The sequence below is a fragment of the Microbulbifer echini genome (assembly GCF_041447225.1).
Lineage (GTDB): Bacteria > Pseudomonadota > Gammaproteobacteria > Pseudomonadales > Cellvibrionaceae > Microbulbifer > Microbulbifer echini.
Map to the genome: position 1 here is coordinate 73,840 of NZ_JBGMEL010000012.1, position 13,218 is coordinate 87,057.

The 13,218-nt window shown below is 48.2% G+C and carries 13 protein-coding genes; all 13 read right to left on the reverse strand.

Annotation, left to right across the window (positions count from 1 at the left end; all coding sequences use genetic code 11):
* A complete protein-coding gene (nuoK, locus tag ACCI51_RS13025; RefSeq protein WP_299581821.1) occupies window positions 1-318 on the reverse strand; it encodes an NADH-quinone oxidoreductase subunit NuoK in 318 nt (105 codons plus the stop codon).
* On the reverse strand, window positions 308-832 hold the full coding sequence (gene nuoJ, locus ACCI51_RS13030; RefSeq protein ID WP_299581824.1) for an NADH-quinone oxidoreductase subunit J: 525 nt from the start codon (window positions 830-832) through the stop codon (window positions 308-310). The genes nuoK and nuoJ overlap by 11 nt, the downstream gene beginning before the upstream one ends.
* A gap of 221 nt (window positions 833-1,053) precedes the next feature.
* Complete coding sequence (gene nuoI / locus ACCI51_RS13035) at window positions 1,054-1,572, reverse strand: NADH-quinone oxidoreductase subunit NuoI (protein WP_299581827.1); 519 nt, start codon at window positions 1,570-1,572, stop codon at window positions 1,054-1,056.
* A 40-nt stretch (window positions 1,573-1,612) separates the two neighbouring features.
* Window positions 1,613-2,569, reverse strand: coding sequence for an NADH-quinone oxidoreductase subunit NuoH (gene nuoH, locus ACCI51_RS13040; protein WP_371843940.1), 957 nt, complete (start codon window positions 2,567-2,569; stop codon window positions 1,613-1,615).
* Window positions 2,569-5,406, reverse strand: coding sequence for an NADH-quinone oxidoreductase subunit NuoG (nuoG, locus tag ACCI51_RS13045; protein WP_371843941.1), 2,838 nt, complete (start codon window positions 5,404-5,406; stop codon window positions 2,569-2,571). Before nuoG ends, nuoH begins: the two co-directional genes overlap by 1 nt.
* A 58-nt stretch (window positions 5,407-5,464) precedes the next feature.
* Window positions 5,465-6,739, reverse strand: coding sequence for an NADH-quinone oxidoreductase subunit NuoF (nuoF, locus tag ACCI51_RS13050; RefSeq protein WP_371843942.1), 1,275 nt, complete (start codon window positions 6,737-6,739; stop codon window positions 5,465-5,467).
* The gene (gene nuoE, locus ACCI51_RS13055) at window positions 6,717-7,283 is read right to left on the reverse strand and encodes an NADH-quinone oxidoreductase subunit NuoE (protein ID WP_299581838.1); all 567 of its coding nucleotides are present in this window, start codon (window positions 7,281-7,283) and stop codon (window positions 6,717-6,719) included. Before nuoE ends, nuoF begins: the two co-directional genes overlap by 23 nt.
* 134 nt (window positions 7,284-7,417) lie before the next feature.
* Window positions 7,418-9,223, reverse strand: a complete 1,806-nt coding sequence (gene nuoC / locus ACCI51_RS13060) for an NADH-quinone oxidoreductase subunit C/D (RefSeq protein WP_299581841.1) — start codon at window positions 9,221-9,223, stop codon at window positions 7,418-7,420.
* Between the two features lie 45 nt (window positions 9,224-9,268).
* Window positions 9,269-9,916 (reverse strand): NADH-quinone oxidoreductase subunit B, encoded by a 648-nt coding sequence (locus ACCI51_RS13065; RefSeq protein ID WP_371843943.1) that lies wholly within the window; start codon window positions 9,914-9,916, stop codon window positions 9,269-9,271.
* A 20-nt stretch (window positions 9,917-9,936) separates the two neighbouring features.
* Window positions 9,937-10,350, reverse strand: a complete 414-nt coding sequence (gene ndhC / locus ACCI51_RS13070; RefSeq protein ID WP_299581846.1) for an NADH-quinone oxidoreductase subunit A — start codon at window positions 10,348-10,350, stop codon at window positions 9,937-9,939.
* Window positions 10,351-10,857: 507 nt separating this feature from the next.
* Window positions 10,858-11,532 (reverse strand): class I tRNA ligase family protein, encoded by a 675-nt coding sequence (locus ACCI51_RS13075; protein ID WP_371843944.1) that lies wholly within the window; start codon window positions 11,530-11,532, stop codon window positions 10,858-10,860.
* A 45-nt stretch (window positions 11,533-11,577) separates the two neighbouring features.
* Window positions 11,578-11,658 (reverse strand): class I tRNA ligase family protein, encoded by an 81-nt coding sequence (locus tag ACCI51_RS13080; RefSeq protein ID WP_366525550.1) that lies wholly within the window; start codon window positions 11,656-11,658, stop codon window positions 11,578-11,580.
* Window positions 11,659-12,163: 505 nt separating this feature from the next.
* A complete protein-coding gene (locus ACCI51_RS13085) occupies window positions 12,164-12,730 on the reverse strand; it encodes a hypothetical protein (RefSeq protein ID WP_371843945.1) in 567 nt (188 codons plus the stop codon).
* Window positions 12,731-13,218 lie beyond the last annotated feature (488 nt).

Consider the following 13,218-nt stretch of genomic DNA (forward strand, 5'->3'; position numbering starts at 1 on the left):
TCAACCTCTCAATTCATTTAGTTGATCAATATCGACAGTGTGTTTACGATGATAGAATTGCAGAACCAGAGCAAGCGCAATGGCTACTTCCGCGGCGGCAAGGGTTACAACAAATATAAACATAACCTGACCATCCGCATTCCCCCAGTGGGCGCCCGCCACTACAAACATGAGTGCTGCAGCATTTGTACAAATTTCCACACTCATCAGCATAAATATGACATTGCGCCGCATCATCAAGCCGGCCAACCCTAAGCAGAAGAGTATGGATGCTAGTAAGACGCCGGCCTCAAGGCCCGGTGCAGTTTCAATTGGCATTGCTCGACTCCCCTGGATTAATTTTTTTGCGTCGAGCAAGGTGGAAGGCCCCCACTAGCCCTGCAAGTAATAACATTGAGGCTAGTTCTACAGCGAGGACATAGTGGCTGAAGAGTGCAATCCCAACTTGTTTGGGGCCTATGTAGTGAAATGTTTGGGTGGAAGAAATTTGTCCATTACTCACTAATAAAATCAGTTGAACGAGTAATAATGCTGAAAGTAGTGCAGGACCAATCCATGTTCTGGGTTGTAGCCAGGCCTGCTCTTGTACAACTGTGGAATCTCCTTGATTAAGCATCATAATCACGAAAATAATCAGCACCATAATAGCTCCGGCATAAATAATCACTTCCAATGCGGCGGCGAGTGGCGCTCCAAATTGGTAGAAAATTACAGCAATCGCTAACAGCGAGGTGACAAGATAAAGAAGGGCATGCACAGCATTGCGATGAAAAATTACCATAGTGGTGGCTGCCACCGCTATAGCTGCTGTGATATAGAAAATGAAGTTCATATGGGCTCCCTCTTATGTATAGCTGTTATTGGTTTGAGAGGTTGCTGCACTACATGATCAGAACTTATGATCAAAAACTACAACCCTTATGCAAGATTCGGACTGTTGGTTGTATTTTTATTGATTTCTATAAGAGGCTATCTTTTTATGGTTAAATGGCTGACTGAAAAAGTGTCCCTGTTTCTTGGGGGTTGCATTTTTTTCGGCTATACAATCTGTCTCTATAAGTTAAGGCTCTTTATGTTAATTGGCTCTGCTTCATTATCAGCCTCTCCCTTATCTTTTCCGGCTATTGCCTTTCCGGCCACCTGGTAGAAACTATAGTCGTGATATTTTCCTGGTCCGTCGATCAAAAGGTCCTCTTTTTCATAAACCATATTTTGCCGATCGTATTCGCACATTTCGAAGTCTGGAGTGAGCTGGATGGCATAAGTGGGGCATGCGTCTTCACAAAGACCGCACATTATGCAGCGGGAAAAATTGATACGGAAATATTCCGGCCGCCACCGGCCATCTGGATCCTCAGTTTTTTGAAGTGAAATACAGTCAGGAGGGCAAGCTACCGCACAGAGATTGCAGGCAACACAACGTTCATCCCCATTGGGGTCGCGACTTAATATAATTCTTCCCCGGTAGCGGGGTGCCAAGTAGGGCTTTTCCTCAGGGTATTGAACCGTTACGTTGCGCCGAAAAAGGTGCTTGAAAACTAGCCACATGCTTCTAATTTGGCTTGCGATCATTTTTCCTCTCCGGTGTTTTTAAGGAAAAACGTAGAAGCTTCTAGGCAGTCCATAGTAGTACTCCAGCAGTTGCTAGCAGATTGGCTAGTGACAAGGGGAGCATGACTTTCCAGCCAAATTTCATCAGCTGATCGTATCTTGGGCGTGGCAATGATGCGCGTAACAGGATGAAAATGGCTACTAATAACGCAGTCTTCAGGCAAAACCAAATAATGGGTGGCAACCAGGGTCCATGCCATCCGCCGAGAAATAAAGTAGTGATTAATGCGGCGATCAGAATAACGGCGAGATATTCACCGACAAAGAACATTCCGAATTTCATGCCTGAGTATTCTGTATGAAAACCTGCTGTCAATTCATGTTCAGCTTCAGGCAGGTCAAAGGGGGTTCTGCGGCTCTCCGCGATACCAGCAATAAAGAAAACAAAAAAGCCTAGAAATTGAGGAACAATAAACCAGAGTTCTGCCTGCGCATTGACAATGTCTCGCAGGTTAAAGCTGCCGGACATCATCACAACCCCCATTAAGCTCAATCCCATAAATACTTCGTAGGATACCGTTTGTGCCGCGGCGCGTAGCCCACCGAGTAGAGCGTATTTATTGTTGGATGCGTAACCACCGAGAATGATGCTGTAAACCGCGATGGAGCTCATTGCCAGTACAAACAGTAGTCCAATATTGAGATCCGCTACACCAATATTTGGTGACATGGGCACAACCCCAAAGGCGATCAACATGGTTGCCATGACTACGGTTGGTGCAAGAACAAAAACTGGGATATCAGCAAAACGCGGAATAAAGTCCTCTTTGAAGAAAAGCTTGATCATATCGGCCATGACCTGCATTGTGCCGAAGGGCCCCACCCGATTTGGCCCTGGTCTATCTTGCCAGAAACCGAGAAGGCGCCGCTCCCCCCAGGTGAGTATTGCAGCCAGTAGTACCGTTACGATAAGTACGCCAAAAATATTTAGTAGTGTGATCCAAATTGATGTACTCATTAGTTCTCAACTCCAGCAATTGAATGAGTCGCGGCAGGCCTTAGAGTGGCATAACCGGGCATCAATGCTGCTAGGGTTTCAAGTCCTGGTAACCCGTACGGTACTCCAATACAACCTTCTGGGGTGGTATTGCACCTTCGTATCTCCGTACGATAGATGCCACTGCTTGTTTCAATATCCACCAGCTCCCCTTCGTTCACGCCGTGTTGCGTCATCTCTTTTGGGTTTATCAATACAAACGGCGCTTCAATAAGTTCAGAAATAGCCATTGACTGATTGCTGAGTTCCTCTGAACCGAACAGACGATAGATGGGCAGCATTTGCATAGAATTGGGTGATTGTGGTGATTTTTCTAAAGTGTTTGTCCAATCCGGTATAGGGTGCCTAGGTCGCTCGATCATTTTTCCTGAAGGACCACCCTTTCGTTCGCCACCAACTTGTTCCTGAAATTTAAAGATTGATTGGTTGGAATTCCAACCTGGTGACCAGATGTTGGCTTGCAGTTGGGTTTTATTTGGATTATGAATGCCTTCCATACTGAAGCTCATCGGAGCGTCAGGATCATTGATTGGCGGTGTTTCAGAAACATGCTCTTGGGCGTGGATCGCAGTGCGACCACTATAGCGGGAACTTTGACGAGCAATCCTAAGTCCATCAATGCGAAAGTTCTCATCTGGACCGAGTTCATCTAGTACGCGCAAAACCCGGAATTCTCTGGCAATGGCGTCGCTGATATCTGTACTGTGTTTCCATTCTTTGAGCACAGAAAGGTTTTCACATGTCTCTGTACAAAAATCCACAGCATTCACCAACCAACGCCAACTTTCCTGAATAAACCCTTTGCCTTCGTAGACGGCATAAAAGCGCTGAGCCAAGCCATTATTGTTTACAAAGGTTCCCTGGGACTCTGCTGTTGCCGATGCGGGAAAAATGCAGTTAGCGCGTTTCGCGGTAGGTGTCAGCAAGGTATCTAATAGAGTAACTTCATCCACTAGTGAAAATAATTTTTCAACGGATTGTTTATTCAATCGCCGATAGAGATCATTTTCCAATATGATCAGACTTGTGGGTATATTCGCCGATCTCTGATCAGTAAGCGTTTGCACAAGTTGTTGTAGATTTCCTTCTGTCCCATTAAAGAGCTGTGTAAGTCCCAGGCTGTTCGCTTCACTGCAAGCCAAATACAGTTTTGTTGGCGTCTTCTTGTCATCACTCAACGCGCGGGATAATTCCGCTACCGCCTGCAGAATGCCTGGATGTTTTCCGGATGTTCCAGAAATTATAAGTGGCTTACCGGCTTTGAGAAGTATCGCTGCTGTGCGTTTCACCATTTCCTGCAGGTGCGGGGGCATCTTCAGATCCGGTACTTTGTAACCGGAGATTTCCTGGGCGAGGGCATGGGTAAACAGTGCAGTTTTTTGCGGTGACTCAAACAGTGTGGCATCGGCAATATCATCGAGATTACTAAGGGCTGTTCCAATAAAGATGATTGGACTGTGCTCTTCCTCCAGCTGTCTTACCGAGGCATCCTGCCACAGGGGAATCTTTAATGATTGCGCAGCTTGTTTTTGACGATTGCGCGCTGCCTGGCGCACGGCAAGGGCAATGCGTGGTGCCGTGTTGTAAATATCTTCACCAATAATTAAAACTGCATCGGAGGTCTCTATTTCTGGTGTGCTGGGGCTTAGAATTCTGTCATCGCTTTGTAAGCTGTTGACCAACTGAAGCACTTCCTGGTCGAGATAATTCAGTCCAGAGTAAAAGTGATCTGCCCCCACTAACTGTCGGAGGGTAAAATTATTTTCTAGTGATGACCGTGGTGAGCCAATACCGATAATTCGCCGTAGTTGACGTTGTGCTGCCGTAATTTGTACCGATAAATTCAAGACAGCATCCCGTGGATTAATTTCCTTGTGTAAGATGTCTTTATTATCGGCGGTAGAACCGATGAGATCTTCATCTCGCACACTAAGCACTTTATCAATGCGTGTGGCGCTATTGACGTACTCATATCCAAAACGCCCACGGTCGCATAGGAAGTAACCGTTGATATCGTGATGGTAGAGATTGGTGATACGCCTCAGAATTGGATCAAGATTATTGCTGGATTCTCGTGCCCCAGGTGCGGTATTGCAGCCCACAGCGCAGTGTTCACAAATTGAGGGAGCGGTTTGCAGGTCCCATTTCCGCACGAAATGTGCACTGAAGGTTTTATCAGTAAACACTCCTGTGGGGCAGACCTCAACCAAGTTACCACTAAAACCGTTCTCAAGCCGCCCATCTTCTTGTCGACCAAAATAAATTTGATGATTTCTCCCAAGGGCCTGTAAATCGTTCCCCCCGGCGTAGTCATTGTAAAATCTGACGCAACGATAACAGGTGATACAGCGGTTCATTTCATGATTGATAAATGGTCCGAGATATTGATTGCGATGTGTGCGTTTGCTACCTCGATAACGGCGCATAGTGTGGCCTGACATTTCTGTCATGTCCTGCAGGTGACACTCTCCCCCCTCTTCACACACGGGACAATCGTGGGGATGGTTGGTCATCAAGTCTTCGATAATTCCTCCACGAAACTCCTTGGCCATCTCGGCATTCACGCTATAAATACCCCCATCCCGGATTGGGGTCATGCAGCTCATGATCAAACGGCCCGATTGATCTTCACTGTCTTTGTATTCGATCATGGCGCATTGTCGACAGGCGCCTATAGAGCCCATTTCGGGGTGCCAACAAAAATAGGGAATATTTAATCCTAGCGTCAGGCAGCTACTGAGTAGATTCTGATCACCATCTACTTGGTATTTTTCGCCGTCTATCGTAATGGTTGGCATCGCTAGTCCATTATTTTTGTACCGGTGTTGTCAGGTTTTATCGCAAACCCTGTGAGTACTATTTGTACGGACAGCACCGGTTGGTAATATGATCAATAAAATCCTGTTCGAACAGTTTCAATGCACTTTGTAGCGGTTCCGCCGCACCAGGGGCCAGAGCACAGAAGGTTTTTCCAGGACCAATCCTTTGACACTGTTCACGTAATAGATCTAGGTCCTCGGGTAAGCCCTCGCCATCTTCAATTCGCTGCAATACTTTGACAATCCATGGAAGACCATCGCGACAGGGGGTGCACCAACCACAGGATTCGCGAGCAAAGAACTGGGATAGGTTTAGTACCAGCCCGACAGGACAAGTTTTATCGTCCAGGACTATGATGGTACCTGTGCCCATACGACTACCAGCTTTGCCGATTACATCGTAATCCATGGGTAGATCCAGATGATCCGGTCCCAAGAAATCCGTGGAGCCGCCACCTGGTAGAAAGCCTTTAAGTCTCAGTCCGTCGCGCATGCCACCGGCATGCTGCTCAATGATTTCCCTGATCGGGGTGCCCATGGGCAGTTCCCAGGCACCTGGGTTCTTAACTTTACCGCTTACCCCAAAAATTTTGCTGCCAGCATCTTGCTCCAGTCCAAGTCCTCGATACCAGTCGATCCCGAGAGCAACCAAGTGGGGGATATTACAGAAGGTCTCTACATTGTTTACCACCGTGGGTTTGCCCCACAAACCGCTCACCTGCGGAAATGGTGGTTTAGCCCTGGGGATTGCACGGCGCCCTTCCAGGGCGTTAAGAAGCGCCGTTTCTTCTCCACAGATGTAATTACCAGCACTGCGGTGAATAAAAATATCCAGGGAAAAACCACTGTCGAGAATATTGATGCCGAGAAGACCTTGGGATTTAGCTTCATTGATAGCCAATTCCAAGCGCTCTGCCGCCAGGTGGTATTCGCCGCGAATAAAAATATAACCAATCGACGCCCCTATGGCATAGGCAGCAATGGCCATACCTTCAAGCAATAGGTGAGGATCCCTTTCCATTAGGAGTCTGTCTTTGAAAGTACCGGGTTCCATTTCATCGGCATTACAGACTATAAATTTTTGCTTCGGTGCGTCCTCACCATGGGGAACAAAACTCCATTTGAGACCGGTGTTAAATCCCGCACCGCCACGTCCGCGAAGCCCGCCATCCTTTACGAGAGTGACAATGTTATTCGGCTCCATGGTGAGTGCTTTACGCCACCCCGCATAGCCATCATTCGCCAAATAACTGGCGATGTCAGCTGCGATATTTTTCCCAGTGATATTTTTAGTCAGTGGATTTGTCAGCATGAAGTTGTTTCTTTTTATCGATTAACGTGTCGATAGTGTCTTCATCGAGATTTCTGTACATCTCCTCGCCCAACATCAATACCGGTGCTTTGTCGCAGTCCCCAAGACAGGGCATTTCCAACAGGGTAAATATCCCGTCCTTAGAGGTTTCACCGGGCTTTATTTCCAGACTCTGGCAAATATGTTTTTGAAGTTGGTCGCACCCCATTACCCAACAACTTGCGCTTTTACATAAGTAAATGACCTCCTTACCGACTGGCTGGCGAAATATCAGTTGAAAATAGGTCGCCACACTTTCCAGTTGGGTTACAGGAATCTTCAGATAGTTTGCAATGGCGTGAATGCTGTTGTCCGAAATCCAGCCCCGATGTTTTTGGACGATTCTGAGTGCTTCTAAACCCACGGAGGATTTTCCTTCATAGTGTTTGGCCTCCTCGTCAATTTCCAATTTTTCCTCATCGGTGAGGATTGCGGAGATTTTGTCTGGATCGCTGTTACTATGCTCCATTACTTCAATTGGTTCCGGTTCTAATAAGCTGGACATTTGCGCCTCCTCTGGCGATAACGTGGAGGCATTGAGAAAATTCTATTGCCGCCCGCTGGTTTCGCGGCCTTATGACATAGAACTGTGAGCTTCACTGGTCCTCTCCGCTTATGTGAGCTTTGGTCACTTTTTTATTAGCGGTCAACGTCAGCCATGACAAAGTCAATACTGGCAATAATCGCAATCAAATCGGCGATTAGCAGTCCCCGAGACATCAATGGAATCATTTGCAAGTGTGGAAATGAGGGCGTGCGTATTCTGGTCCTGTATGAAGTTGTTCCCCCATCACTCACAATTTGATAACTATTTAATCCCTTAGTGGCCTCAATAGGAAAGCACACTTCACCGGCTGGCATTACCGGACCCCAGCTATTGTTTACAAAGTGTTGGATGAGAGTTTCTATGTCCTGCATGGTCCGCCCCTTTCGTGGCGGCGTGGTGAGTGGGTGGTCGGATTTATACGGTCCCGCAGGCATATTTTCCAGACACTGGCGAATAATACGCAAGCTTTGCCACATCTCATCGACCCTCACCCGGCAGCGGTCGAAACAGTCACCTCCATCATAACTGGGAATATCAAATTCAAATTGTTCATAACTACTGTAGGGACGCTTTTTACGTAGATCCCATTCAAGCCCGGTGGCACGTAAGCCGGGACCTGTAACCCCCCACTCCATGGCTTCAGCGGTATTGTAGACACCTATCCCGCGAGTGCGTTTTTGTAGCAGTTTATTCTTGATCACCATGCCGTCGTAGTCGCGTAATCGTGCGGGCATGTAATCAAGAAATTCCCGTACCATTTTATCCCAACCTTCCGGAAGGTCCTGGGCCACGCCACCAATGCGAAACCATGCGGGGTGCATGCGCCCGCCAGTGATCGCCTCAACAATACCAAAGAGTTTCTCCCGGTCGATAAACATATAAAAGACCGGTGACATCTGCCCAACATCCTGGGCAAAGGTGCCAAAAAATACCAGATGGCTGGAGATTCGGAAAAACTCGCACAACATCACTCGGATAATCTGCGCGCGTTCGGGAACCTGAATCCCAGCGAGTTGTTCCAGGGCCATTACGTAGGGCAGGTTATTCATCACCCCACCCAGGTAGTCGATACGGTCTGTATATGGGACGTAAGTGTGCCAGGCCTGACGCTCAGCCATTTTTTCGGCGCCACGGTGGTGGTAGCCAATATCTGGTACGGCATCCACAATCTGCTCACCGTCAAGTTGCAGGGCTATACGAAAAACGCCGTGCACGCTGGGGTGATTGGGCCCAAGATTGAGAAACATAAACTCCGCATCTTCACTGGCACGGGCCATGCCCCAGTCTTCAGGGCGGAACAGCAAAGCCTCCTGCTCCTTGCGTTCCTTTTCTTCAGACAGGCTAAAGGGGTCTACCTCTGTGGCGCGGGCATGGTGATCTTTGCGCAGGGGATGCCCTTTCCAAGTTGTTGGCATCATGATCCGGCACAGATTTGGATGGCCGTCAAAGTGGATTCCAAAGAGGTCCCAGACCTCTCGCTCATACCAGTTGGCGTTTTCCCACTCAGCAGAAATTGATGGGAGTGAGAGGTTGGCTTCGGGCAGTGCTATCTTGATGCGAATAAACAAATTTCGGGTAAAAGACAGGAGTTGATAGACCACCGTGAAGTCGCTACTGGGTTGTTTTTCCGGTCCTTCGCCCCGGTTTACTCGCAGCCGCTCATCGATGGCGCTGATGTCGTAGAGCATGGCGAATGGGCGAGAAATTTCCAGCTTAAGGAAGCGCAAAAGAGGAATTAAGGATTGGGTATCAACCCACAGGGTTGGCATGTCCCCGCTGTCGGGCTGCAGCCAGTAGTTATGGAAACGATACTCCTGGTCGAGATTCCGTAGGAATACACCAGCCTCCTTGCTATAGGCCGTTTCACGATGCACGCTCTTCGCTATAACGCCAGTCATCGGTTTTCCCGTTGTTATTGTTTTGTATGAACAGTTAAAGTGCAGTTAGACCGTATCTGGCGCACGCAATATTTCTGTGCGCATCCGTTCCTCCCGGTGTAAATCACGCTGGCTCTGTTTAGGAATCTGCCTGGTACCCTGTTCATCTACAACCCAGCTGAGACTTCTGCGCTCAGCTGCGACCGATTTTTGTAGAAGGGTGAGGCCTTGCAACAACGCCTCGGGCCGGGGGGGGCAGCCAGGGACGTATACATCGACGGGGAGGAATTTATCGACGCCCTGTACAACGCTATAAATATCGTACATGCCCCCTGAGTTGGCGCAGGAACCCATGGAAATTACCCAGCGAGGCTCAATCATTTGTTCATAGAGGCGCTGGATTACCGGGGCCATTTTCAAAAATACCGTACCGGAGATAACAATCAGGTCTGCCTGTCGTGGTGTTGCACGGATAACCTCAGCACCGAATCGAGAAATATCGTGTCGGCTGGTAAACGCAGTGGCCATTTCTACGTAGCAGCAGGAGAGCCCAAAATTAAATGGCCAAAGTGAATTGGATCGGCCCCAGGCGACCAGCTCTTCCAGCTTACCGAGTAAGATATTTTTCTGCAGTTCCTCTCCCAGATCTTCGCTTTTCTCCTGGTGGGAGTCGGTGGCGATTACCTTTTCGGCTTTACTCAGCTGCCAGCGCATGATTTTTTCCAGTCAGTCTTTTATTGATGATTTTTATGGTCGCTCAGGCTCTTCTGATGACCACCCCATTCCAGGGCGCCCAAGCGCCAAAGGTAGATCAATCCCACCAACAGAATCACGATAAAAATAGTGGCTTCTATAAAACCGAGTAGCCCGGTTTCGTAGAACGCAATAGACCAGCTAAAGAGATAGATAGCCTCCAGATCAAAAACAATGAATAAAATGGCAACAAGATAGTAGGCGACTGAAATACGTAGGCGTGCGCTACCCTGTGAGATAATCCCCGACTCGAAGGGCTCATCGGTTGCAGGATCTCGGCGTTTTTGCCCGAGGAAATAAGATAGGCTGAGCATCAATACGATGAGAGCGATTACAGCGGCACAGTAAACGATGAGTGGCCACACTTCTGGATTGAGTTGCTCTGGGTAGTTCAACTTCCTTTTCCCCGCTGTTCTGCCGGGCCCTGGCCCGAGTGGATCATCGATACCGCAGTGAAAATCACTGAGTTAATTTTGATGGGAAACGTTTCTGGAAAATGAAAATAGATTGAATAAGGAATTTTTATTTTTTGGCTCTGCATCTGTTGTAGGGAAAACACTGTAATCCCAACGCGCTTGTCTGGCCGTTTACTGTTTATAAGACCTTGCGGCAGATTGCGCCAGTTTTGCGTTGGACCGTTTATTTATTACGGTTTATGTTTTTATGAGGGGAGATTCTGTAAAAATTAACGACAGTGAGATTGGTGGTCTAGGTATGGAGTTGAGATAAAATGGACGAGACAAAAAACTGAAGGAAAAAAGTAGCCGAAGCTAAACAGGCCAAACTAAAAAACTGGCAGGATGGAACAGGGAGTTGAGCCCCCTGTTCCGGTGTCATCCGGTTAATGGAATGAACCTTGGTTACAGATTGCTGATTTCCACTAACTGTTGCTACAGGCGATCCTAGGCATTTTTCATTTCTGTGAGTCTGTCTTTTTCTTTGGCAACGACGTCGGTCGGCACCTTGTCGACAACCTTTGGATTGTTCAGTTTGCCCTCGACCCGTGACAGATCTTTTACGAGCTTGTTGATTTCCTTTTGCAGGCGTGCGCTTTCGGCCTTGACATCGATTAGGCTGGCCATGGGTACCAGCAGTTCCATATCGCTCACCAGGGCGGTGGCGGAGGCTGGAGCGTTCTCACCGGCTTCCAGCCAAGTGATATTTTCCAGACTAGCCAGTTTGGTCAGAAGACTTTGCGCTTGGTTCAGCAACTCGTTATCTCGTGAGGAGCCGCCACGTAAAATCAGAGGGATTTTCTTAGCGGGGGAAATATTCATTTCTCTAGGGATATTACGCACCCCTTCGATCACCTGCTTCGACCAGGCAATGGCCGCTTCCGCCTCTTTATCGACTTTGTTGGCGTTGGACTCCGGGTGGTGCAGCAGCCTGATGTTTTCGCCCTCGGCGCCAGCCAGGGTTTTTACGCGCTGCCAGATTCCCTCGGTGATATAGGTCATCAGCGGGTGCGCCAAGCACAAAATGGTTTCCAGTACGCGGATCAGGGTGCGGCGGGCGCCTTTCTTAACTGCGTAGGAGGCGTTCTCGACCCAGACAAAGTCACATAGCACCCAGATCATGCTTCTCGCGCACAGCCTCTTCCTGCGGTTGCTTTCGCTGTCGTACTAGGCGGGGATGTGGTGGACCCACCACAGCTGACGGGAAATACCCCAGTCCTGGATATCGCGTATCCAGGAGAAATCCATGTTTTCGTAGTTTTCGGGATGAACTCAACGCGGCCATCTTCAATTGCGACGATGGCCTCACAGGTCAGGGGCTGGGTTTTTACATACTGCCTCAATAACTTGCAGCTGCAACGCTGCGAAGTGTAAGTTGTCGGGCGCCGAAGGCGCGTAGTTGGTTGGGTTGATACGCCCATAAGGCTTAGCCTGGAGGCGAGGTGACCAAGGGCACCGAAGCCGGGTGATCTAACGGGCGGAGTCAATGAGGCAGTTGTGTAGTGAAAGCTCACGTTCTTATCTGGGGAGATCTGTTTAACTTACTGCTATGAAGCTGTCAGAGTGGCCGCTGACTCAGAAGTAGCGCATTGCCATGATACTCTACTCAAGTGAAGAGCTGCTCGGCACAATCGTTGGGTAGAGATTCATACCTAATAGGAGCCGCCCATTGCGGACCCGTATGATGGGTGGCGTAGGGGCCGGTAGCTAGAAACCACCGGCCCCCCGATTTAGGACATTAAATACCCTCTCATTACTCTTCTTTCTCTAAGTGCCTACGAGCTACGCCTATAAAAAAGCGCTTCCATATTTTGGTTGATTCATCGAACGTTAGAAACTCCTTCACTACCGAACCATCGGCTTGCCGTGAATAAACTCCCCTTATGGCAGATACAGGTTCACCATTATTCGGATAGATGCGACCCTCTAATACAAAATCACCGTTTTCAACTAAACCACCAGAGTAATCTATATGATAGCGAGGGCTCATCCATACTTGTCGCCACTTTCCGGTAGCAGGATCCACAAAATTCATCCCTGTCCCAGTACCACCGAATAATGTCGACCAGTCTTCATGGATAAGGCAGCCTTGCTCTTTTTTAGAATAAACTTGATCAGCGATTTTTTTTCCATCCATCGTAAAAAAATCCCAGCGGCCAACCAAAAAATCCAGGTCGCGGTATGGTGAACGATTTTCACTGCAGACGGGTGTCTGAGATTGAATTTTCGATTTAGGGAGAGAGTTGCCGAATACTATAGTTGTATATAGAAAAAGAAATATTGAAATTACAATGCTTGCTGTTCGAGCTAATTTATTCATTATACCCTCATATTTATGCCCTAATGCCTCAACAACCGGCTGGCGGTATGCCGGTCCGACGCCAAAGGCACGTAGTTGATTGAATTGGTACGCTTAGTATGGGCGTGGACTAATGGGGTAAAAGTCTCCTATAGGTGGATCACTATTTAATGGATTCCATTAAATGCTAACTACTAGTGAATGGCAACTGCAATGTCGCGAGGTCTTGTGGGGAGGAAGCCGCTAGCAAAGCTACGAGCTGGCGAATAGAAAAATTCTATAAAGCTTAGCCTGGAGGCGAGGTGGTCAGGGATACCGAAGCCGGGTGATCTAACAGGTAGAGTCAAAGATGCAGTTGTGTAGTGAAAGTTCATGCTCTTAACTGGGGAGGTCTGTTTAATTTACTACGGTGAAGCTGTCAGGGCGATAACAGACTCATATATAGGCTTAACCAGTTCGAGACTATCGTTAAGTATATGGATAGGGAGCGGCCTATTACGCACCCCCGC